Source organism: Variovorax boronicumulans, from assembly GCF_040544675.1.
GTDB lineage: Bacteria > Pseudomonadota > Gammaproteobacteria > Burkholderiales > Burkholderiaceae_C > Variovorax > Variovorax boronicumulans_D.
In genome coordinates, this window is the sequence record NZ_JBEPKK010000003.1 from 392829 (window position 1) to 415572 (window position 22744).

The 22744-nt window shown below is 66.3% G+C and carries 19 protein-coding genes; 2 read left to right on the forward strand and 17 right to left on the reverse strand.

Going from position 1 to position 22744, the window contains the following annotated elements; genetic code table 11:
- Positions 1–11: 11 nt before the first annotated feature.
- The 8 genes from ispG to ABIC90_RS07875 all read right to left on the reverse strand — a co-directional run bounded on the left by ispG (position 12) and on the right by ABIC90_RS07875 (position 8567).
- On the reverse strand, positions 12–1304 hold the full coding sequence (gene ispG, locus ABIC90_RS07840) for a flavodoxin-dependent (E)-4-hydroxy-3-methylbut-2-enyl-diphosphate synthase (RefSeq protein WP_354353522.1): 1293 nt from the start codon (positions 1302–1304) through the stop codon (positions 12–14).
- A complete protein-coding gene (locus ABIC90_RS07845; protein WP_354353523.1) occupies positions 1301–2272 on the reverse strand; it encodes a helix-turn-helix domain-containing protein in 972 nt (323 codons plus the stop codon). The genes ispG and ABIC90_RS07845 overlap by 4 nt, the downstream gene beginning before the upstream one ends.
- On the reverse strand, positions 2265–3119 hold the full coding sequence (pilW, locus tag ABIC90_RS07850; protein WP_354353524.1) for a type IV pilus biogenesis/stability protein PilW: 855 nt from the start codon (positions 3117–3119) through the stop codon (positions 2265–2267). The genes ABIC90_RS07845 and pilW overlap by 8 nt, the downstream gene beginning before the upstream one ends.
- A 4-nt stretch (positions 3120–3123) precedes the next feature.
- Positions 3124–4278, reverse strand: coding sequence for a 23S rRNA (adenine(2503)-C(2))-methyltransferase RlmN (gene rlmN / locus ABIC90_RS07855; RefSeq protein ID WP_354353525.1), 1155 nt, complete (start codon positions 4276–4278; stop codon positions 3124–3126).
- 20 nt (positions 4279–4298) lie between these two features.
- Positions 4299–4724, reverse strand: coding sequence for a nucleoside-diphosphate kinase (gene ndk, locus ABIC90_RS07860; RefSeq protein ID WP_013542117.1), 426 nt, complete (start codon positions 4722–4724; stop codon positions 4299–4301).
- A gap of 155 nt (positions 4725–4879) precedes the next feature.
- Positions 4880–6646 carry a pseudouridine synthase gene (locus ABIC90_RS07865; protein WP_354353526.1) on the reverse strand — a complete coding sequence of 589 codons (1767 nt, stop codon included), beginning with the start codon at positions 6644–6646 and terminating at the stop codon, positions 4880–4882.
- Positions 6633–7469 (reverse strand): SMC-Scp complex subunit ScpB, encoded by an 837-nt coding sequence (gene scpB, locus ABIC90_RS07870; protein ID WP_354353528.1) that lies wholly within the window; start codon positions 7467–7469, stop codon positions 6633–6635. Before scpB ends, ABIC90_RS07865 begins: the two co-directional genes overlap by 14 nt.
- Before the next feature lie 129 nt (positions 7470–7598).
- Positions 7599–8567, reverse strand: coding sequence for an RluA family pseudouridine synthase (locus ABIC90_RS07875; RefSeq protein ID WP_354353668.1), 969 nt, complete (start codon positions 8565–8567; stop codon positions 7599–7601).
- Between the two features lie 71 nt (positions 8568–8638).
- Between ABIC90_RS07875 and ABIC90_RS07880 the strand changes: the two genes are divergently transcribed.
- Positions 8639–9445: an outer membrane protein assembly factor BamD gene (locus tag ABIC90_RS07880; RefSeq protein ID WP_354353529.1), complete on the forward strand. Its 807-nt coding sequence runs from the start codon at positions 8639–8641 to the stop codon at positions 9443–9445.
- A gap of 10 nt (positions 9446–9455) precedes the next feature.
- Here ABIC90_RS07880 and ABIC90_RS07885 read toward each other — a convergent pair whose 3' ends face one another.
- Together ABIC90_RS07885 and ABIC90_RS07890 are read right to left on the reverse strand one after the other, a co-directional pair.
- Positions 9456–11525 (reverse strand): ATP-dependent DNA helicase, encoded by a 2070-nt coding sequence (locus ABIC90_RS07885; protein ID WP_354353530.1) that lies wholly within the window; start codon positions 11523–11525, stop codon positions 9456–9458.
- The gene (locus ABIC90_RS07890; protein ID WP_354353531.1) at positions 11522–11725 is read right to left on the reverse strand and encodes a YdcH family protein; all 204 of its coding nucleotides are present in this window, start codon (positions 11723–11725) and stop codon (positions 11522–11524) included. Before ABIC90_RS07890 ends, ABIC90_RS07885 begins: the two co-directional genes overlap by 4 nt.
- 108 nt (positions 11726–11833) lie before the next feature.
- On the opposite strand from ABIC90_RS07890, the gene ABIC90_RS07895 reads away from it, so the two are divergent.
- On the forward strand, positions 11834–12613 hold the full coding sequence (locus ABIC90_RS07895) for a PP2C family protein-serine/threonine phosphatase (RefSeq protein ID WP_354353532.1): 780 nt from the start codon (positions 11834–11836) through the stop codon (positions 12611–12613).
- A 62-nt stretch (positions 12614–12675) separates the two neighbouring features.
- On the opposite strand, the gene ABIC90_RS07900 is transcribed toward ABIC90_RS07895, so the two are convergent.
- The 7 genes from ABIC90_RS07900 to ABIC90_RS07930 form a co-directional block, all read right to left on the reverse strand.
- On the reverse strand, positions 12676–13341 hold the full coding sequence (locus ABIC90_RS07900; RefSeq protein WP_354353533.1) for a hypothetical protein: 666 nt from the start codon (positions 13339–13341) through the stop codon (positions 12676–12678).
- Complete coding sequence (zapE, locus tag ABIC90_RS07905) at positions 13338–14438, reverse strand: cell division protein ZapE (RefSeq protein WP_354353534.1); 1101 nt, start codon at positions 14436–14438, stop codon at positions 13338–13340. The genes ABIC90_RS07900 and zapE overlap by 4 nt, the downstream gene beginning before the upstream one ends.
- A 12-nt stretch (positions 14439–14450) precedes the next feature.
- Positions 14451–15878, reverse strand: a complete 1428-nt coding sequence (gene lpdA, locus ABIC90_RS07910) for a dihydrolipoyl dehydrogenase (protein WP_354353535.1) — start codon at positions 15876–15878, stop codon at positions 14451–14453.
- Positions 15879–15893: 15 nt separating this feature from the next.
- Entirely contained in the window at positions 15894–16364 is a 471-nt protein-coding gene (locus ABIC90_RS07915) for a GNAT family N-acetyltransferase (RefSeq protein WP_354353536.1), read from the reverse strand.
- A 16-nt stretch (positions 16365–16380) separates the two neighbouring features.
- Positions 16381–17646, reverse strand: a complete 1266-nt coding sequence (gene odhB, locus ABIC90_RS07920; RefSeq protein ID WP_354353537.1) for a 2-oxoglutarate dehydrogenase complex dihydrolipoyllysine-residue succinyltransferase — start codon at positions 17644–17646, stop codon at positions 16381–16383.
- A gap of 54 nt (positions 17647–17700) precedes the next feature.
- Entirely contained in the window at positions 17701–20577 is a 2877-nt protein-coding gene (locus ABIC90_RS07925; RefSeq protein WP_354353538.1) for a 2-oxoglutarate dehydrogenase E1 component, read from the reverse strand.
- A 178-nt stretch (positions 20578–20755) separates the two neighbouring features.
- Positions 20756–22708 carry a propionate--CoA ligase gene (locus ABIC90_RS07930; protein WP_354353539.1) on the reverse strand — a complete coding sequence of 651 codons (1953 nt, stop codon included), beginning with the start codon at positions 22706–22708 and terminating at the stop codon, positions 20756–20758.
- Positions 22709–22744: the final 36 nt, after the last annotated feature.

The following is a 22744-nucleotide window of genomic DNA, read 5'->3' on the forward strand; positions in this document are numbered from 1 at the left end:
CTGCGGAGGTGTCAGGCAGCGACGGCGTGCTCGCCGCCGAAGCGCTTTTCGATGTAGGTTTCGACGAGTTGATGGAACTCGTTGGCGATATTGTCGCCGCGCAGCGTGAGGGCCTTTTCGCCGTCAATGAAGACCGGCGCGGCGGGCGCCTCGCCGGTGCCGGGCAGGCTGATGCCGATGTCGGCATGCTTGCTTTCCCCGGGGCCGTTGACGATGCAGCCCATGACGGCCACTTTCAGCGTCTCCACGCCCGGGTATTTGTTGCGCCAGACGGGCATCTGCAGGCGCAGGTAGTCGTCGATCTGCTTGGCCAGTTCCTGGAAGGTGGTGCTCGTGGTGCGGCCGCAGCCCGGGCAGGCGGTGACGCTGGGCACGAACACGCGCAGGCCGAGGGCCTGGAGAATTTCGTTGGCGATCAGTACTTCCTGCGTGCGCGATTCGCCCGGCTGCGGCGTGAGCGACACGCGAATCGTGTCGCCGATGCCTTCCTGCAGCAGGATCGACAGCGCCGTGGCCGACGCCACCGTGCCCTTGGTGCCCATGCCGGCTTCGGTCAGGCCCAGGTGCAACGGGTACTCGCAGCGCCTGGCCAGTTCGCGGTACACCGAGATCAGGTCCTGAACGCCGCTGACCTTGCACGACAGGATCACCTGGTTGCCGGCCATGCCCATCGACTCGGCCAGCCTGGCGGATTCGATGGCCGAGGTGATCAGCGCCTCGTACATCACCTGCTTGGCATCCCACGGCTGAGCGCGCTGGCTGTTGATGTCCATCAGGCCGGCAAGCAATTCCTGGTCGAGGCTGCCCCAGTTCACGCCGATGCGCACCGGCTTGTTCCAGCGCATGGCCGCGTCGATCATCTGGCCGAACTGCTTGTCCTTCTTGTCGCCCTTGCCCACGTTGCCGGGGTTGATGCGGTACTTGCTCAGCGCTTCGGCGCAGGCCGGATAGTCGGTGAGCAGGCGGTGGCCGTTGTAATGGAAATCGCCGATCAGCGGCACGTCGATGCCCATGCGGTCGAGCTGCTCGCGGATGTAGGGCACCTGCGCCGCGGCTTCGGGCGTATTGACCGTGATGCGGACCATTTCGGAACCCGCGATGGCGAGCTCTTTGACCTGGATCGCGGTGCCGATGGCATCGACCGTGTCGGTGTTGGTCATCGACTGCACGCGCACCGGTGCGTCGCCGCCCACGGTGACGGTGCGCGGGCCCCAGACCACGCTGGCCTGACGCGAGCGACGCGCCTTGGGCGCCGCCGATTCGATAGGTTGTGGGGTGCTGTTGCTGTCTGCGAAGACGGTCACGATGTCACCTCGAAACGCGCCACGCCGCCGCCGCGGGTGACAGGCTTCAGATCGTAGGCTTTTCCGCGCACCTGCACATCGACCGCCGAGGCCCGGCCGACCACCACCGACAGCGGCAGCGTGCCCGACAGCCCGACGGTTTCGCCGGCCTGCAGATTGCGGCGCAGCAGTTGCTTGCCGCCGGCTTCGGTCACGGTGATCCAGCACTCTTCGCGCGCGACGAAAACGAGTTGCTGGCTGCTGTTCGCAGCCGCAACGGCAGACGCGGTTGCCGCAACCGCGGCCGGCGGTGCCGCGACGACGCTGTTGTCGGCAGGGGTCGCTGCTGGCGCGACGCTGGCGGGCCCGGTCGGCGCGACGGCCTGAACGGGCACGTTCTCGGTCGCGATGCCGGACCCGTTCGCCGCAGCGCCGGACTCGGCCGCGGCAGGCTCGCCAGCGGCACCCGCACCGGCTTCGCCGCGCGAGGTCATGCGCGACACGGAGGCGCCGATCTGGTCGAAGACCGACTGCGGCATCCAGAACAGCGCACCGGCGCCGATCAGCAGCAGCACGACCACCGTCAGCACGGCGCGCGACGGCAGCCCACTGGAAGAACGTCCGCCGTTCCAGCGGGGCGTGCCGGACACGATGTTGGTCTTGAGGGTGCGATCAGCCACGGCCAGCGGCGCTTGCTTGGTACTCGGCAGTTTGGCGAGCACCGGCGCCGGGTCGATACGCAGCGCCCGGCAGACGCTGCTGGCCAGGGCACGGGCGAAGACGGGGTCTGGCAGCGAAGCGATGTCGTCTGCCTCCAGCGCGATGATTTTCTGCGGCGGCACCTTGAGTGCGGCGGCCACCATGTCGACGTGCAGACCGTGCCCCTCGCGGGCCTCGCGAATCATGTCGCCGGCCGTCTTGTGCGTGATGTCGCCTTCCTCGAGCGGCAGCGCCGCGGAAGTGCCGAACTCCGAAACCCGTTCAGTCATTGAAATTCCCGCGCTCGTACGCTGATGCCTCCCGCGATTGGGGGAAGCGGCGTTGCAGTTGGCCGCCCAACTGCGCGACGGCTTCGCGGTTGTTCAGCTTTCGTTCGATCTTGATGCCGAGCCAGAGCGTTTCGGCGTTGGCCGAGGGGCTGTTGTTGACGCGGCGAACGTAGAACTGCGCGCGGGACCATTCCTCGCGCTGCGCCAGCAGCGATGCCAGGTTGAAACCGACCACCGGGTTGCCGGCATCGATTTCGTAGGCCTGCAGGAGGCTGCGTTCGGCCTGCGGACGCTGGCCAGCCTTGAGCTCGCAGAGGCCCTGCGTCATGAGCGTCTTGGCGCGGTCGCCGTAGTTGGGCATGGCCAGCACTTCGGTGAACTGCTGCGCCGCGTCGCCGTAGCGGTTCTGCTGGCACAACAGCCAGCCGTAGTTGTGGCGCGTGTTGGGATCTTTGGGGTTCAGGGCAATCGCGCGGCGGAAGCTGTCTTCGGCCTGCGCCGCATCTTCGAGCCGCATGTAGACCAGGCCACGAAGGCTGTAGGCGTCCGCGTAGTTGGGGTCGGCCACCAGGGCCTGCTTGATCTCGTCGAGCGCAACCGTGGTCTGGCCGTGCTCGAAATAGCCGGATGCCAGCTCCATCCGCAAGCGCGCTCGGCGCTGGCGGCTGGACTCGTCGGACTCGGTCACAAGTTGATTGCCCTTGCCCGAACTGGTGTCGGCAAGGCTCGTGGTGGTGGTCCGCGTGTTGACGCAGCCCGCGAGCAGAAACGCCACGGCGACACCGGCGAAGCTTGCGGCCAGCAGCCGCTGCGCGCTCGCGGTGGTCATCGGAAAGGCCTTGCTCATCGGTTCAATGCTCCTGGGGAACGGTGGGGGTCTTGCGCATCGGGTGCAAGACGACGGGTCGCTCGGTTGCACGGCGCTGGGCCATGCGTTCGGCGGCGCGGGTGCGGTCCTTGACGTCGCCGGCGAGTTGTCCGCAGGCGGCATCGATATCGTCGCCGCGCGTCTTGCGCACGGTGGTCACCAGCCCCGCTTCGCTCAGCGTCCTGGCAAATGCCAGCACGCGCGGTTGCGGCGAACGCAGCAGGCCCGAGGCCGGAAACGGGTTGAACGGAATCAGGTTGAACTTGCACGAGACATCGTGCTTGCGCACCAGCTCCACCAATTGCCGCGCATGCTCGGGCTGGTCGTTGACGCCGTCCAGCATGCAGTATTCGAAGGTGATGAAGTCGCGCGGCGCATGTTCGAGGTAGCGCTTGCAGGCCTCGAGCAGTTCGGCAATCGGGTACTTGCGATTGAGCGGCACGAGGTCGTCGCGCAGCGCATCGTTGGGCGCATGCAGCGAAACGGCCAGCGCCACCGCGCAGTCGGTGCCCAGCCGGTCGATCATCGGCACGACGCCGGAAGTGGACACGGTGACACGGCGGCGCGACAGCCCGTAGGCGTTGTCGTCGAGCATGGTGCGCAGTGCGGGCACCAGCGCCGAGTAGTTCTGAAGCGGCTCGCCCATGCCCATCATCACCACGTTGGAGATGACGCGGTCGTCGCGCTTCAGATGCTTGCGCAGGAAATGTTCGGCAAACCACAGCTGAGCCATGATTTCGCCGGTGTTGAGGTTGCGGCTGAAGCCCTGGTGCCCGGTCGAGCAGAAGCGGCATCCGACCGCACAGCCGGCTTGCGACGACACGCACAGGGTGCCGCGGTCGTCCTCGGGAATGAATACGGCTTCGACGGCATCACCGCCGCCGACGTCGAACAGCCACTTGATCGTGCCGTCCTTGGATTCGTGCTGCGTGAGGACCGGCAGGGCCTCGACGCGCGCGGTGGTCGCGAGCTTCTCGCGCAGCGACTTGGCCAGATCGGTCATCTGGGTGAAGTCGCTGGCGCCACGCTGGTGGATCCAGCGGAACAGCTGCGTGGCGCGGAAACGTTTCTCGCCGAGTTTTTCGCAGAACGCAGCCAGCCCTTCGAGATCGAAGTCGAGCAGGTTGGCCGTGGTCATGGAATCGGTCGGCAGCAGCTTCAGCGTGCGTAGACGTTGAGGCCGGCGAAGAAGAACGAGACTTCGTTCGCTGCGGTTTCGGGGGCGTCCGAGCCGTGCACGGCGTTGGCGTCGATGCTGTCGGCGAAGTCGGCGCGGATGGTGCCGGCGGCTGCCTTCTTGGGGTCGGTGGCGCCCATCAGGTCACGGTTCTTGGCGATGGCGTTTTCGCCTTCGAGCACTTGCACGAACACGGGGCCGGAGATCATGAACTCGACCAGGTCCTTGAAGAAAGGACGCTCCTTGTGGACCGAGTAGAACTGCTCGGCTTCGTTGCGCGACAGATGCACCAGCTTGGCGGCGACGATCTTGAGGCCGGCAGCTTCGAAGCGGGAAACGATCTTGCCGATGACGTTCTTGGCGACTGCGTCGGGCTTGATGATGGAGAGGGTACGTTCGATAGCCATTATTGAAATGCTTCCTGCAGCTTTGATTTTGAAGTGTTTTGTCACAACTGCAACGAATTTGTTTCGCTGCAAGTCGACAAAGCCTCTGATTTTAACCGGCGCGGCTTTGGGGATTGGTGAAAACCCCGCGAAAGCCGCGCTGCAACGGCTGGCTTTCAGCGTCCGCGGCGGCGCGAGCCGGCCGGGCCACCGTAACCGCCGCCACCCGACGAGCCGCCGCCGCTCCGGCGCCCAGGCGCTCCGCGCTGCTCCTTGCGCTGGCGCGAAAAGCTGTCGGCACCGATGTAGCCCAGCGACGTCTTCATCGGATCGGGCTGGTTGGCACCGCTCGGCTGGCGATCGTCGCCGCCCTGCCGGTTACCGCCACCGCTCTGCCCGCCTTGACCCTGCCGGTTGTAGCCACCGCCTCCGCTGCGGCGCCCTTGCGCCGGAGGGCCACCGTTGCCGCCACCGCGATTGCCGCGTCCGCCACGGTCGCCACGCGGCGGACGGCCGTCGCCCAGCGGATTCGGAATGGGGGCCTCGCGGCCGTCATCGCGCATCTCGCGCGGCTGTTGTTGACCTTGCCCCTGTTGTCCCTGGCCGCCGCCGTTGCGGTTGCCGCGGCGCTTCTTGTTGCGCCCGTTGCGACCGCCGCCGTCGGGACCGCCGGGTCCGCGCGGTTGCGAGTTCGCGGGGCGCGCCGCCGCGCCGCCGGAGGCCTGGAACAGTGCGCGGATGTCCCGCTCGTCCAGTTCCATCCAGGCACCGCGCTTGAGTCCGCGCGGCAGCACCATCGCGCCGTAACGGATGCGGATCAGCCGGCTGACCGCGTGGCCCACCGACTCGAACAGGCGGCGCACCTCGCGGTTGCGGCCCTCGGAAATGGTGACGCGATACCAGCAATTGGAGCCTTCGCCGCCGCCCTCCTCGATGGTGCCGAACTGGGCCATGCCGTCTTCGAGGCGAACGCCGTCCAGCAGCTTCTGCTTCTCTTCGCTGCTGAGCGCGCCCAGCACGCGCACCGCGTACTCGCGCTCCAGGCCGAAGCGCGGATGCATCAGTTGATTGGCCAGGTCGCCGGAGCTGCTGAACAGCAGCAGGCCTTCCGTGTTCAGGTCGAGCCGGCCGACCGATTGCCACTTGCCCTGCTGCAGGCGCGGCAGCTTGCGGAACACGGTGGGACGGTTCTGCGGGTCGTCATGCGTGACCACTTCGCCGACGGGCTTGTGGTAGGCGATCACCCGGGGCGGCGGCGGGTCGATACGGTAGCGGATCGGCTTGCCGTTGATCTTGACCTGGTCGCCGTACTGGATGCGCTGGCCGATGTGGGCCGGCTCGTTGTTGACCGAGATCCGGCCCTGCAGGATCAACGACTCCATTTCAAGCCGCGAACCCAGGCCCGCCTGCGCCAGCACCTTGTGGAGCTTGGGCGAATCGGCCTCGGGCAACAGCACGCGCTTGAGCGGCGGTACTTCGGGGCTTTCCTCGTCGGCATCGAACTGACCGGAAATGACGTCCACGAAGCGAATCGGCTCTGGCGGCGGCGCATTGCGCTGCTCGCGATCGGCGGCGCGGCGGGCGCGGTCGAGATCGTCCTCTTCCTCGTCGGGTTCTTCGTCCTCGTCCTCTTCACCGTCGTCGCCCTGGTCGTCGCGATCAGCCTGTTCGACGGCACGCGCCTGGCGCGCCTCCACGGGCTCGGCCCGCGGCTGTTCTTCTTCAGGCACGGCGACGGTGCCGGGCAATTCGACCGCAGCTTCCACGGGCTCGGCCTGAGCGGTCGACGGCGCTGCTTCGGCTTCGGCCTCCACAACCACCTTTTTCTTGCGCGGACGGCGCACCTTGGGCGCCTCGCCCTCCACAGGCGCCGCAGCCTCCTTCTTCTCGGATGCAGGCGTGACCGGCAGTGTTGCCTCGTCGTCGATGTCAGATGGGCTCATGAGGTTTTTCCGGAGGAACAGCGTGGGGGTCGACCTCGTCCGGGAACGCGGCATCGGGGTCGGAATCGTTGGGAGGCGCAGATTCGGTCTCTGCGGCGGGTTCAGGCTCGGCGCCGGGTGCGACAGGTTCGGCCAGCTCGGCCGTTTGCGTCCCCTCCGCCACTTCGGCGGAAGCGGCGTCTTCTGCGACCTGTGCCGCAGCGGCAGCCAGCGCTTCGGCAGCCTCGGGCAGCACATCCACCGCGTCGATGGGCAGGTCGGTCTGCGCGCCCGACGCCTGCTCGAGCGCATCGACCAGCGCTGCCTGCTGCGCGGGCGTTTCGATCAACGGCAACTGGTCCAGCGAGGCCAGGCCGAGATCGTCGAGAAACTGGCGGGTGGTTGCGTACAGCGCAGGCCGGCCGACGGTTTCGCGGTGGCCGATGACTTCGACCCAGCCGCGGTCTTCGAGCTGCTTGAGGATCAGCGAGTTGATCGTGACGCCACGGATGTCTTCCATGTCGCCGCGCGTGGCCGGCTGGCGGTAGGCAATGATGGCCAGCGTTTCGAGCGCGGCGCGCGTGTAGCGCGGCGGCTTTTCGGGGTGCAGGCGGTCGAGGTGGTCGCGCATTTCCGGCCGGCTCTGAAAGCGCCAGCCGCTGCCGACGCTCACGAGTTCCATGCCGCGTTGCGTCCAGTCGTCTTGCAGTTCAAGCAACAGCACCTTGATGGTGTCCACACCCAGTTCGTCGTCGAACAGCACGCGCAGGTCGCGCACTGGCAACGGCTGGCTCGAACAGATCAAGGCGGTTTCGAGAATGCGCTTGGCATCCGCCGTATTCATGGTTCGCGTTATCCGGGAAAAGGCGTCTGGTCGACGCTGGCTCACAAGGATGAAAGGAGTAGGCGTTGCCGGCACATGGCGAGTGCAACGCAAGGCCGGCATCGGGTGGCCGGCGAGGCCCTCGGGCCGTCAGGCGCGATTGTAATCCAGCCCCCAGGCCCTCAATGCCTCCGCCAGGTCGGGCGGCAGGGGCGAGCGCAATTCCAGCGGCGCTTGCGTGACGGGGTGCACGAACGCCAGCCGGAAGGCGTGCAGGCCCTGGCGCGCGAGGCCGACGGCGGGCGCGCCACCGTAGAGCGCATCGCCCACCAGCGGATGCCCGATCGAGGCCATGTGCACCCGGATCTGGTGGGTACGGCCGGTTTCGAGGGTGCAGCGCACGACGCACCCTTCGGAGTGGCTGTCGAGCCGCTCGATCAGCGTGCGAGCCGTCTTGCCCGCATTGCGCTCCAGATCGACCACGGCCATGCGCAACCGGTTGCGCGGGTCGCGGCCTATGGGCGCGTCGACCTGCCGGGCGGCCGCGCCCGCCCACGGCTTGTGCCCGATCGCCAGGTACTGCCGCTTGACGTCACGCGCGGCGATCAACGCCACCATCGCATCCATTGCAGCCCGGGTGCGCGCGACCACCATCAACCCGCTGGTGTCCCGGTCCAGCCGGTGGACGATGCCCGCCCGCGGCAGCAGAACCGCCTTCGCATCCAGCGCCAGCAGGCCGTTCAGCAATGTCCCGCTCCAGTGACCGGGCGCCGGATGCACGACCAGGCCGGCCGGCTTGTCGATGATGCGCAGGTGCTCGTCCTCGTACACGGTGACGATGTCCATCGCCTCCGGCTTGAAGGCCTGGCTCTGGGGCGTGGGGCGCAGTTCGATGCGCCCCTCCTGCCCGGCGCGGACGGTGGCGGAGGCCTTGGTGAGCGTGCGCCCTTGCAACTCCACGGCGCCGGCTTCGATCAGTTGCTGCAGGTAGCTTCTGGAAAATTCGGGCACCAGAGTCGCCAGCGCCCGGTCGAGCCGCTGCCCGTGCAAGGCCTCGCTCACGGCAAAGGGCCGCAACTCGCTGGATTCGACCGGATCGGCTCCTTCTTCGAGCTCCATGGTTTCCGGGGGATCGGCTGAAGGGTCGGTCGATATAATTGAGGGCAACTGTTTCACGAAAGCCGTATGTGATGTTTCGCGCCAAATTATCGGTCCCCGCCTGGATCGCGCTCAGCGCGGCGGCTCTGCTCGCCACCGGTTGCTCTTCCACCAAGGAAGACAAGACCGCCAACTGGAGCCCCAACCGCATCTACTCCGAGGCCAAGGAAGAAACCAGCTCGGGCGCCTACGACAAGGCGGTGCCGCTTTACGAGAAGCTCGAAGGCCGCGCGGCCGGCACGCCGCTCGCACAGCAAGCCCAGCTGGAAAAGGCCTACGCCCAGTACAAGGCCGGCGAAAAGGCCAACGCCATCGCCACCATCGACCGCTTCATGAAGCTGCACCCGGCCAGCCCGGCGCTCGATTACGCGCTTTACCTGAAGGGCGTGATCAACTTCAACGACGACCTGGGCATGTTCGCCTTCCTCACGCGCCAGGACCTGTCCGAACGCGACCAGAAGGCGGCCAAGGAATCGTTCGAATCGTTCCGCGATCTGGTGACGCGCTTCCCCGATTCGCGCTACGCCCCCGACGCCCGGCAGCGCATGAACTACATCGTGAACTCGCTCGCGCAGTACGAAGTTCACGTGGCGCGCTACTACTACTCGCGCGGCGCCTACCTCGCGGCCATCAACCGGGCACAAATCGCGCTGTCCGACTACCGCGAAGTGCCGGCGCTCGAAGAAGCTCTGTACATCATGGTGAAGTCGTACGACGCTCTCGGGATGAAGGACTTGCGTGACGATGCCCAGCGCGTGCTGACCACCAACTATCCGCAGAGCACCTATCTGGCCAACGGCTTCAAGGGCAGCAACGACCCCTGGTGGAAGCTCTGGTAACTCGCTCGCGTCAGTAAGGATTTTTGAGGGCGCCGATGGCGCTTTCAAAATCCGCCTCGCTGTCCAGCCGACGCATCGGCGGCAGCGCCGCCAGCAGCCGGCGGCCATAACCCATTGCCACCAGCCGGGTGTCGCAGATCGCCAGCACGCCGCTGTCGGTCTCGCGGCGAATCAAGCGCCCTGCCCCCTGCTTGAGCGCAACGGCCGCTTCAGGCAACGAATAATCGCCGAATGAACTGCGTCCCTGCGCCTCCAGGCGCTGCGAGCGGGCCTCGACCAGCGGATCGTTGGGCGGTGGGAACGGCAGCTTGTCGATCACCACGAACTGCAAGGCATCGCCGGGGGCGTCGAAGCCCTCCCAGAACGATGCCGACGCCACCAGCACGCACCCCGCCCGCCCCTCGCTCGCGCCCTCGCGAAACCGCTCCATGAGCACGCGCTTGGGCAGTTCGCCCTGGACCAGCACCTCGGGCCGCACATCGGCTTCGAGCAATTCGAATTGCTGCTTCATCGCATCGCCGATGGTGCGCAACGCGCGCAGCGTGGTCGTCAGCACCAGGGTGCGACCGCCGAGCTCGGTAGCGCCACGCGCGGCCAGTTGCGCGACCTTCAGGCTGTGCGACGGATCGTTCGGCTTGGGAAACGCACGCGGCACATAAAGCGCCGCCTGCGACGCATAGTCGAACGGGCTCTGAACCCGCAGCACCTCGGCATCGCCCAGCCCGCAGGGCTCGGTGAACCAGCGCAGCGTCGGCTCGTCGCCCAGCGTGGCCGATGTGAAGACCCAGGCACGGCGGCTGTGGTCCTGCTGCGGCGGGCTCTCGCCATACGCATCGAGGTTGCTGTCGTCGCCTTCATCGCTGTCGTCGGGCTCGCCGATCTTGAGCACGCGCTTGCGCATGGCCTCGGCGATGTCCAGCGGCGACTCGATCAGCCGCAGCTGCGAGCCCACGTCCACCCAGCGCACCGAATCCACCGCGCAAGGCAGCGCAAATCGCGCCGCCCGCTTGGCCAGTTGCTGAGCCCGCTCGTGCAGCCGCACGAAATCGGGAGAAATCTCACTGACGGTATCAAGCCCTTCGGCCGCCGCTTCGAACGAATGCTGCAGGTCTTCGAGCGCGCCTTGCCAGGCACTGCCGTCGACGCCCTCGGGCGTTTCTCCCAGCCAACGCAGCTTGGCGCCCGGCCATTGCTTGCCGACCACCAGCCTCAGCTCGCGCGCGGCCCGCTCGACCCCGGCGGCCAGTTGCTGCCAGTCGACCAGCCCGCGCGCGTGCTGCAGGCCCGCGCCCAGCAGGTCGCGCGAGAAATCGAGCGCCTGGCCGCTGCCCAGTTGCGCGCCCAGGAACTGCACGCCGGTTTCGTTGAGCTGATGCGCTTCGTCGAACACCACCACGCTCACGCTGGGCAGCAGTTCCGCCATGCCCGTCTCGCGCACGGCGAGATCGGCAAAGAACAGGTGATGGTTGATGACCACGATGTCCGCCGCCAGCGCCTCGCGCCGGGCCAGGTTCACATGGCAAGCCTTGAATTGCGGGCACTGCGCGCCCAGGCAGTTCTCTCGCGTGGAAGTGATCAGCGGAATGAGCGGCGATCGCTCGTCGAGCCCCGGCAATTCGGCCAGGTCGCCCGTGCGCGTGGCCTTGGACCACTGCTCGATCTTGGCAAGGGTGCGCAGGCTGCCGCGCTCCGGCAGCGAGGCGTCGTGGCGCGCCGTATCGAGCCGGTGCAGGCACAGATAGCTGCCGCGCCCCTTCAAGAGCGCCGTGCGCACCGGCAGCGCAAAGGCCTCGACCAGCCGAGGCAAATCGCGTCCGAAGAGTTGATCCTGCAGGGTCTTGGTGGCGGTCGAGAGCAGCACGCGCTCGCCGCTCAGCAACGCCGGCACGAGGTACGAAAAAGTCTTGCCCACGCCGGTTCCGGCCTCGACCACCAGCACGCCGCCCTGGTCGATGGTGCGGGCCACGGCCATCGCCATGTCGGTCTGGCCCGAACGCTCCCGGAACTGATCGGCCGCATGCGAAAGCACTCCGCCTGGCGCGAAGGCTTCGCGCACCTTGTCTTCGAGCGCGCCGGTCACGCGGGCTCTCTCGGATCGAGCATGTTCTCCACGCGCGTGATCTGGTCGCGCAGCGCGAGGCGGCGCTTCTTCAGGCGCCGCAGCAAAAGCTCGTCCTGCGGCGCGGCCTCGGCCAGGCGATCGATGGTGGCGTCCAGATCGGCATGCTCGATGCGCAGTTCGATCAGTTGGCGGGAGAGGGAGTGAAGATTGGAGTCCAACGGTGGGGGCGCGAACGCAGTGCTTGCGCGACGCATGTTCATTCGATAATACGTCCTGATACGAATTTACGAGAAGACAGGAAGTGCGCCTTCGGCGCACATGTGCTCATGACCCAAGGCTTTCGACTTGCCGCCGCCACCGGCCTCCACAAGGGGGACCGCCCCTATCAGCAGGACCAGGTGTTGATGATGAGCCACCCGCGCACGCCGGGCTGCGTGCTCGCCGTGGTGGCCGACGGCATGGGCGGGCGCAGCGGCGGACGCAAGGCCTCCGACCAAGTGTTGATGACGGCGCGCCAGCTCTTCACGCGCTACCACCCCGACCGCGACGACCCCAGCGCCATGCTGCAGCAACTGCTTGAAGACGCGCACACGGTCATCAAGCTCACGGCGATCTCCAGCGAGCAGGAGCCGCACAGCACGCTGGCCGCCTTTCTGCTGAACCCCAAGGGCGACTGCGCATGGATCCACGCCGGCGACTCCCGCATCTATCACTTTCACGACGGGCAACTGATCAAGCGCACGCGCGATCACTCGTACGTGCAGGCGCTGGTCGACCGCGGGCAGATCACCGAGGCCGAGGCCAACGTGCATCCGCAGGGCAACATCCTTCTCGGCTGCCTGGGCATGGCGACGACGCCGCCGCCCCTCGCCCTGCACTACATCCCGAAGATGCGGCAGGGCGACGTGCTGATGGCCTGCAGCGACGGACTCTGGCACTACTTCACTCCCGAGGAACTGGCGAGCGTGCTGTACGCGCAGCCCGCGCGCGATGCGGCGGAGATACTGGTGGGCGAAGCACGCCGCCGGGCGCGCGGCACGGGCGACAACATATCGATCACGGTGCTGAAGTTCGACCCGCTGCCGGAGCAGCCGGCGGCCGGCTGATTCCGCTGGCCCGGTCGGCCGGCTGATTCCACAGGCCCGGTCGGCCGGGCGTGCAGGCCCGTTCAGGGCTTGGGCGACGAGGCCGGGGTTGCAGGCGGCAGCGGCGCGCCGCGCGGCTTGGTGCGGTTGGCGTTCTGCCGCTCGCGGCTCGCCCTGTGCTCTTCGGCTTTCTTCTGCTTTTCCTCGAAGCGCTCGGCCAGGGCAGGCGCCTCGGCACGGCGCTGCGCGGCCTTGGCCCGCGCGTCGGCTTGAGCCTTCTGCTTGCTCTCGAACTCGCGCTGACGCTCGGCGGCCTCGGCCGCGGTCGCCGCACGGCTGGCTGCATGGTCGGCCGCGCGTTGCTCGCGGTCCTTCTGGCCCTGTACCGATTGATCGCGCTTTTCGGCCTCGTCCTGCGGGCGCTGCGTTGCGGCCTTCTGGTCGAGCTTCTGCAGCTCCGCCGCGCCGGCACGCTGGCGCTGGATATCGTTGATCGCGGTTTCCTGGCGCTTGATGCTGTCGGTTTCGTTGCGGCGCCGCGTGCGGCTTTCGCGCAGGCAGTCTTCGACCGCGAACTTCTTGTAGCAGGCCGCGCGCTCCTGGGCAAAACGAGCCTCGATCGCCTCGCGCTCGGCCGACAGCCGGCTGCGCTCGGCCTCGAAATTGACGTTGCCCGCCGCGGCGGTCGATTGCGCCCAGAGCGGAAGGCCGGCGGACGTCATCAACAGGGCAAGGACGAATTTTTTCATGTGAGTCGGGTATCGACGATGCGGCGTTCCAGGGAGAGGAACTCGCTCGACTGCATTTCGGTGAGCCGGGAGACCGTGCGCGGAAACTCGTGCGCCAGCGGACCCTCGGTGTACAACGCCTCCGGCGCCACCTCTGCCGACATGATGAGCTTGACCCGACGGTCGTACAAGACGTCGACCAGCCAGGTGAAACGGCGTGCTTCCGAGGCCATGCGCACCGGCATGTGCGGCACGTCGGACAGCAGCACCGTGTGGAACTGGCTCGCGATTTCCAGATAGTCGTTCTGCGAGCGCGGTCCGCCGCAGAGCGTCTTGAAGTCGAACCAGACCACACCGCCGGCCTTGCGCCGCGCACGGATCTCGCGCGCCTCGATGTGCAGGATCGGGTTTTCATCGGCCGTTTCGGCCAGCTTGTCGAAGGCCTTGCGCATTTCCTTCTCGGCGGCCGCATCGTTGGGCGTGAGGTACATGCGCAGTTGCTCGAGCGTGCGGCGCCGGTAGTCGGTGCCGTTGTCCACGCTGAGCACTTCGAGCTTCTCGTTGAGCAGCGCGATCGCGGGCAGGATCCGGTCGCGGTGCAGCCCGCCGGGGTACAGGTCGTCGGGCTTGAAATTGGAAGTGGTGACGAAACCCACGCCGTTCTCGAACAGCGACACCAGCAGCCGATGAAGAATCATCGCGTCGGTGATGTCCGCTACATGGAACTCGTCGAAGCAGATCAGCTTGTAGCGCTTGGAGATGCGCAGCCCCAACTCGTCGAGCGGGTTGACCGTGCCCTGAAGCTCGCGCAACTCGCGGTGCACCTCGCGCATGAACTCATGAAAGTGCAGGCGCGTCTTGCGCCGCAGCGGCACCGCGTTGAAGAACAGGTCCATCAGGAAGCTCTTGCCCCGCCCGACGCCACCGTACATGTAGACGCCGCGCGGCAGCTCGGGCCGGTTGATGAACTTCTTCAACGCATTGGAGCGCTGGGCCTTGTAGTCGGCCCATTCGTTCGCGCAGCGATCCAGCGCCTCCACGGCGCGCAGTTGCGCGGGATCGCTGTGGAACCCGCGCACGGCGAGTTCCTTTTCGTAAGCCTCTTTGACGCTGGCCAAGGGATCAGCGCATCAGAAGTTGAGCGTGCGCTTGTCCACTGCCAGAGCAGCTTCCTTCGTGGCTTCCGACAGCGACGGGTGCGCATGGCAGATGCGCGCGATGTCTTCGGCGCTGGCCTTGAACTCCATCGCCACCACGGCTTCGGAGATCAGCTCGCTGACCTGCGGACCCACCATGTGCACGCCCAGGATCTCGTCGGTCGCGGCATCGGCCAGGAACTTGACCATGCCGGTCGTGTCGCCCAGCGCGCGTGCGCGGCCGTTCGCGAGGAACGGGAAGGTGCCGGCCTTGTAGGCGCGGCCTTCGGCCTTGAGCTGCTGCTCGGTCTGGCCGACCCACGCGATTTCGGGGTGCGTGTAGATCACCCACGGAATCGTGTTGAAGTTGACATGGCCGTGCTGGCCGGCAATGCGCTCGGCCACGGCAACGCCCTCTTCCTCGGCCTTGTGCGCCAGCATCGGGCCGCGCACCACGTCGCCGATGGCCCAGACGTTGGGCAGGTTGGTCTTGCAGTCGGCGTCCACGTTGATGGCGCCGCGCTCGTCGAGCGCCAGGCCCACGGCATCGGCCGCCAGGCCGATGGTGTTGGGCACGCGGCCGATCGAGACGATCAGCTTGTCGACGTCCAGCACCTGGGCTTCGCCCTTGGCGTTGGTCCAGGCGATGGACACGCCCTTCTTGCCCGACTTGATCTCGCCGACCTTCACGCCCAGTTCGATCTTCAGGCCCTGCTTGTCGAAAGCCTTCTTGGCTTCCTTGGCGATCTGCTCGTCCACTGCGCCCAGGAACGTGGGCAGCGCTTCGAGCACCGTCACTTCGGCGCCCAGGCGGCGCCACACCGAGCCCATTTCGAGGCCGATCACGCCCGAGCCGATCAGCGCGAGCTTCTTGGGCACGGCGCCCATGCGCAGCGCGCCGTCGTTCGAGAGGATGTTCTCTTCGTCGAAGGCAGCACCCGGCAGCGCGCGGGCATTGGAGCCCGTGGCCACGACGATGTGCTTGCCGACGATGGTTTCTTCGGCGGCACCCGCCACCTTGATCTCGTAGCCGCCTTCGGCGGCCTTCACGAACGAGCCACGGCCGTGGAACGAGGTGATCTTGTTCTTCTTGAACAGGTAGGTGATGCCGTCGTTGTTCTGCTTCACGACCTGGTCCTTTCGGGCCAGCATCTTGCCGATGTCCAGCGACAGGCCCGACACGTTGATGCCGTGGTCCGCAAAGCCGTGGCCGGCGTGGTCGAAGTGTTCCGACGATTGCAGCAGCGCCTTCGAAGGAATGCAGCCGACGTTGGTGCAGGTGCCGCCCAGGGCGGGACCGCCCTTGGCGTTCTTCCACTCGTCGATGCAGGCCACGTTGAAGCCCAGTTGCGCCGCACGGATCGCGGCGATATAGCCACCGGGGCCGCCGCCGATCACGATGACATCGAATTGTTTGGTCATTTGAGTTCCGAAAATTTAGTGATGAACGCTCCGCACCATCTCGATGTGCGGTATCCCGTCTTCGTCGTAGGGCTCGCCCACTGTGGCAAAGCCCGCCGATTCATACAACTTCTGCAGGTAAGCCTGCGCGCCGATCCTCAGCGCGGCGTTCGGCCAGAACCCGTTCGCATGCACAAGGCCCCTGTTGAGGAGCGCCTGCCCGAGGCCCTGGCCGCGGTACGTGGCACCCGTGAGGACGCGTCCGATCGAGGCCTCCTCGTACGACACGCCCGGCGGCAGCAGCCGCATGTACGCCGCCACCCGCTGCCGGCCCTGCGCATCGGCCCCACCGTCCATTGCGAAGAGGTGGTGCGCCTGCGTGTCCTTGCCGTCCGGATCGAGGTACACGCAGCGCTGCTCCACGACAAAGACTTCGCTGCGCGCCGACAGAATCGCGTAGAGCTCCGACGCCGTCAAAGCGTCGAAAGGCTTGCAATACCACTCCATCGGCAGCGTGCGTGGATCAGATGTCGAACAAGAGGCGCGACGGATCTTCCAGCGCTTCCTTCATGGCGACCAGGCCCAGCACGGCTTCGCGGCCGTCGATGATGCGGTGGTCGTAGCTCATGGCCAGGTAGTTCATCGGGCGGATGACGATCTGGCCGTTTTCCACCACCGCGCGGTCCTTGGTGGCGTGCACGCCGAGGATCGCCGACTGGGGCGGGTTGATGATCGGCGTCGAGAGCATCGAGCCGAAGGTACCGCCGTTCGAGATGGAGAAGGTGCCGCCGGTCATCTCTTCGATGCCCAGCTTGCCGTCTTGCGCCTTCTTGCCGTACTCGGCGATCTTCTTCTCGATGTCGGCAAAGCTCATCTGGTCGGCGTTGCGCAGGATCGGCACCACCAGGCCGCGCGGCGAACCGACGGCGATGCCGATGTCGAAGTAGCCGTGGTACAGGATGTCGTTGCCGTCGACCGAGGCGTTGATCACCGGGTACTTCTTGAGCGCATGCACCGCGGCCTTCACGAAGAAGCTCATGAAGCCGAGCTTCACGCCGTGTTCCTTGGTGAAGCTGTCCTGGAAGCGCTTGCGCAAATCCATGACGGGCGCCATGTTGACTTCGTTGAAGGTGGTCAGGATCGCGTTGGTCGATTGCGATTGCAGCAGGCGCTCGGCAATGCGGGCGCGCAGGCGGCTCATCGGCACGCGCTGTTCCGGGCGCTCGCCCAGGTCGGCCGAGCCGCCCGGTGCCGCGACTTGCGGCAGCGCGGGCTTGGCAGCCGGTGCGGGAATGGCGGCTGCCGCGGGCTTGGCCCCCGAAGCCACCGCGCCGAGCACGTCGCCCTTGGTGACGCGGCCGTCCTTGCCGGTGCCGGCAACGTCGGCGGTCTTGAGGTTGTTGTCGGCCAGCAGCTTGGCGGCTGCGGGCATGGCAACGTCCGACTTCGAACCGCCCGTGGCGGCGGCGGCTGCGGCTGCCGGAGCGGGTGCTGCGGCCGGCGCGGCGGCCGCGGGAGCTGCCGCGGGTGCAGCGGCGGCGGCCTTGCCGTCGGTGTCGATCTTGGCGATCAGCTGCTCGGCCACCACGGTGGCGCCATCGGGCTGCACGATTTCGACCAGCACGCCGGCCGAAGGCGCGGGCACTTCCAGCACGACCTTGTCGGTCTCGATCTCGATCAGGATTTCATCGACGGCGACGGATTCGCCGGCCTTCTTCTTCCAGGTGAGCATGGTGGCTTCGGCCACGGATTCGGAAAGCTGGGGGACTTTGACTTCTACGATGGACATTGGGAGTTTGCTCCGTGTTTTTCTTCAGGGTGTTCGTGTGAAAAGAGGCTTGGATTACTTGGTCAGCACGAAGCCCTTGAGCTTGCCGAATGCGCCGTCGACCAGTGCCTTCTGCTGCTCCTGGTGCAGGTGCGAGTAACCGACCGCGGGCGATGCCGAAGCGGCACGGCCGGAGTAGCCCAGCTTCTGGCCGTCCTGCATGTTCTCGTGGATGTAGTGCTGCACGAAGAACCAGGCGCCCTGGTTCTGCGGTTCGTCCTGGCACCAGACCACGTCCACGAGGTTCGGGTACTTCTTGACCTCGGCCGCAAAGGCCTTGTGCGGGAACGGATAGAGCTGCTCGACGCGGATGATCGCCACGTCCTCGGTGCCCTGCTCTTCGCGCTTCTTGGCCAGGTCGTAGTAGACCTTGCCCGAACAGGCGATCAGCCGCTTGACCTTCTCGGCCTTCAGGCCCTTGCTGTCGGGAATGACGGTCTGGAAGCTGCCCTTGGTGAACTCTGACAGCGGCGAGGTCGCGTCCTTGTTGCGCAGCAGCGACTTGGGCGTGAGGATGATCAACGGCTTGCGCAGGTTGCGCACCATCTGGCGACGCAGCACGTGGAAAATCTGGCTGGCCGTGGTGGGCTGCACCACCTGCATGTTGGTGTCGGCGCTCAGCTGCATGAAGCGCTCCAGGCGCGCCGAGCTGTGCTCCGGGCCCTGGCCTTCGTAGCCGTGCGGCAGCATCATCGTCAGGCCATTGACGCGGCCCCACTTCACTTCGCCCGAGGCGATGAACTGGTCGATCACCACTTGCGCGCCGTTCACGAAGTCGCCGAACTGGGCTTCCCAGATCACGAGCGTGTTCGGGTCGTTCGAGGCGTAGCCGTATTCGAAGGCGAGCACGGCTTCTTCGGACAGGATCGAGTCGATCACGACGAAGGGGGCCTGGTTTTCAGCCACGTTCTGCAGCGGGGTGTAGGTGCCGACGTCGAACTTCTCGCGGTTCTGGTCGTGCAGCACGGCGTGGCGGTGCGTGAACGTGCCGCGGCCGGAGTCTTCGCCCGACAGGCGAACCGGGTAGCCGCTGGCCACCAGCGAGGCGAAGGCCATGTGCTCGCCCATGCCCCAATCGACGTTGACGTCGCCGCGGCCCATGGCGGCGCGGTCGTCCAGCACCTTCTTCACCAGCGAGTGCACCGTGAAGCCTTCGGGCACGGTGGTGATCTTCTCGGCCAGGCGTTTCCACTCGGACGAGGGAATGGCGGTGTCGCCGGCGTCGGTCCACTTCTTGTTGAGGTACGGACTCCAGTCGACGGCGTACTTGCTCTTGAAGTTCGTGAGCACAGGGTCGACCGTGTTCTTGCCTTCGTCGAAGGCGGCGCGCTGCGCCTTGACCATGTCGTCGCCGAGCGTGTCGCCCAGGCCCTGGGCGGCCAGCTTGTCGGCGTACAGCTTGCGCGTGCCGGGGTGCTGGGCGATCTTCTTGTACATGAGCGGCTGGGTGAGCGAGGGCGTGTCCTGCTCGTTGTGGCCCAGCTTGCGGAAGCAGATGATGTCCACGACCACGTCCTTCTGGAACTCCATGCGGAAGTCCAGCGCGAGCTGCGTGGCGAGCACCACGGCTTCGGGGTCGTCGCCGTTCACGTGCAGCACCGGCGCTTCGATCATCTTGACGATGTCCGAGCAATACAGCGTCGAGCGGCTGTCGCGCGGGTCGCTGGTGGTGAAGCCGATCTGGTTGTTGATGACGATGTGCACCGTGCCGCCGGTGGAGTAGCCACGGGTTTCGGCAAGGGCCAGCGTTTCCATCACGACGCCCTGGCCTGCGAAGGCGGCGTCGCCGTGCACGATGACCGGCAGCACCTGCTTGCCCAGCGGGTCGCCGCGGCGGTCCATGCGGGCGCGCACCGAGCCTTCGACCACGGGGTTGACGATTTCAAGGTGCGAAGGGTTGAACGCAAGGCTCAGGTGCACCGGGCCGCCGGGCGTGGTCACGTCCGAGCTGAAGCCCTGGTGGTACTTGACGTCGCCGCTGGGCAGGTCTTCGGGGGCGGTGTGGTCGAACTCGGCGAACAGGTCGGCCGGCATCTTGCCCAGCGAGTTGACGAGCACGTTGAGGCGGCCGCGGTGGGCCATGCCGATCACGATTTCCTGCACGCCCTTGACGCCGGCCTGGTTGATCAGCTCGTCCATCGCGACGATGAAGCTTTCGCCGCCTTCGAGAGAGAAGCGCTTCTGGCCAACGTACTTGGTGTGCAGGAAGCGCTCGAGGCCCTCGGCCGCGGTCAGGCGGTTGAGCACATGCTTCTTCTGGTCCGCATTGAGCTGCGGATTGGTGCGGGCGCTTTCGAGCCGCAACTGCCACCAGCGCTTGTGGTTCTGGTCGGTGGTGTACATGTACTCGGCGCCCATCGTGCCGCAGTACGTTTCGCGCAAGGCGTTGAGCAGGTCGCGCAGCGACATGGTCTCCTTGCCGAAGAAGGTGTTGCTGGTGTTGAACACCGTCTCGAGGTCGGCGTCGGTGAAGCCGTAGAACGAGGGTTCCAGTTCCGGAATGGCCGGGCGCTCGGCGCGCTTGAGGGGGTCCAGGTCGGCCCAGCGGGCGCCGACGTTGCGGTAGGCGGCAATCAGCTGCTGCACGGCCGTGCGCTTGCGGCCGAGTTCGGAGTCGGCGCCGCTGGCCTGCACGACCTTGGTCGTGCCTTGCTTGGCGCGCTCGGCGAAAGCGTTGATGACCGGCAGGTGCGGCACATCGCGGGTGTTGGTGCCGTCGACGGCGGGAACGTTCTGCAGGGCGTCGAAATACGAGCGCCAGTTGTCGGGCACGCTGCCGGGGTTGGTGAGATAGTTTTCGTACATCTCCTCGACATAGGGCGCATTGCCGCCGAAGAGGTAGGTGTTGCCTTGATAGGCGGTGTACGCCGATGGCGTAGAGGAATCGCTCATGATCCGCTGACCTTCGCTTCCCTGAAGGAAGCACTAGCTGGTTAAGAAACCTTCCGCGACACGGCTGGACCGGTTGGCGGATGCGACTGTGGCTGGGGAAGGGCCTGAGTACCTCGGCATTGTGCCACGTCAACCATATGACGGTTCTGCGTGGCTTCGCAAGGCCGCTTTCGCTCACTCAGGACGAAGAAAGTAACTGTTTGATCTGCTGCAGCGTTGCGGGGTCGTCGATGGTGGTCAGGTCGCCCGGGTCGCGCTGTTCGCATACGGCCTGGATGGCGCGGCGCAGCAATTTGCCGCTGCGGGTCTTGGGCAGCCCCGAAACAAAACGCACGCGGGCGGGCCGCGCCAGGGCACCGAGCTGGTCGGCCACCACTTTCATGATCTCGCCTTCGAGCTTGAGCGCTGCGTCGGGGTCCGTCACGGCCAGGCCGTCCTTCGGGACGACGAAGGCCATCGCCACCTGCCCCTTGAGCGCGTCGGCCACGCCGACCACCGCGACCTCGGCCACGTTGGCATGGCCCGAAATGCTCTCCTCGATCTCGCGCGTGCCCAGGCGATGGCCGGCCACGTTGATCACGTCGTCGGTGCGGCCCAGAATGTAGAAGTAGCCGTCCTCGTCGCGAATGCCCCAGTCGAAAGTCGAATAGACCATCTTGCCGGGCACGCTCTTCCAGTAGGTGTCGACGAAGCGCGCATCGTCCTTCCACACGGTCTGCATGAAGCCCGGCGGGGTCGGGCCTTCGACCACGACGACGCCCTTTTCGTTGGGGGCCGTGAGCTCCTCGCCCGTCGATTCGTGAAGAATCTTGATGCGGTAGCCGTACATCGGAATGCCCGGGCTGCCGAACTTGCTCGGCTTGGGTTCAACGCCATTGGCGATGGTGATCATCGGCCAGCCCGATTCGGTCTGCCAGTAGTTGTCGATGATGGGAACGCCCAGGCCCTCGCTGATCCAGCGCGCCGTGGGCTCGTCGAGCGGCTCGCCCGCCAGGAACAGCGCGCGCAGGCTCGAGAGATCGTATTTCTTCAGCAGCGCCGGGTCTTGTTTCTTGAGCACGCGCACCGCGGTGGGCGCGCTGAACATCACCGTCACCTTGTACTTCTCGACCAGGCGCCACCAGATGCCGCCGTCGGGCTGCTGGTCGATGCCCTGGGTCGGCAGGCCCTCGTACATGATCGTCGCCATGCCGGCGATCAGCGGGCCATAGACGATGTAGCTGTGGCCCACCACCCAGCCGATGTCGCTGGTCGAGAGGTAGGTTTCGCCGGGGCGGCCATCGAAGATGTGCTTCATGCTCGCGGCCAGCGCCACCGCGTAGCCGCCCACGTCGCGCTGCACGCCCTTGGGCTTGCCCGTGGTACCGCTGGTGTAGATGGTGTAGCTGATGTCGGTAGACGCGAGCCAGGTGCAGGGCACTTGGGCGTCGAGGTGCTTCTGGCGCAGTTCGCCGGCCAAGTGGTCGCGGCCGGCGGTCAGCTCCATGGGCGCCAGGCCGCGATCCGTCAGCAGCACGGCCTCTGGCTTGTACTTGGACAGGCGGATCGCCTCGTCGAGCAGCGGCTTGTACGCGATGACTTTGCCGCCGCGCGAACCGGCATCGGCGCTCACGACGACCTTGGGCTCGGCATCTTCGATGCGCGTGGCCAGCGAGCCGCTCGCGAATCCGCCAAACACCACGCAATGGATCGCGCCGATGCGCGCGCAGGCCAGCATCGCAAAGGCAGCCTCGGGAATCATCGGCATGTAGATGAGCACGCGATCGCCCTTCCCCACGCCGAGTTCGATCAGGCTGGCGGCCGTGCGCTGCACTTCGGCATGCAGTTCGCGGAAGCTGTAGCTCTTCTCGACCCCGGTTTCGGTCGACACGAAGATCAGCGCCCGCTGGTCGCCGCGCGTAGCCAGATGCCGGTCGAGCGCGTTGTGGCAGAGGTTGGTGGTGCCGCCGACGAACCAGCGCGCAAATGGCGGCTGGCTGGCGTCGAGGATCTGCGCTGCGGGGGTTTGCCAGTCAATCAGCTTCGCCTGCTCGGCCCAGAAGGCCTCGGGCGCGTCGACGGACTGGCGATAGAACTCTTCATAGCGGCTCATCTGGACTTGTCTCCTGTTATTCATTCGATCTGGCGGCATGGCCAAAACTGAATTCATAATTATGGAGATTGAGCT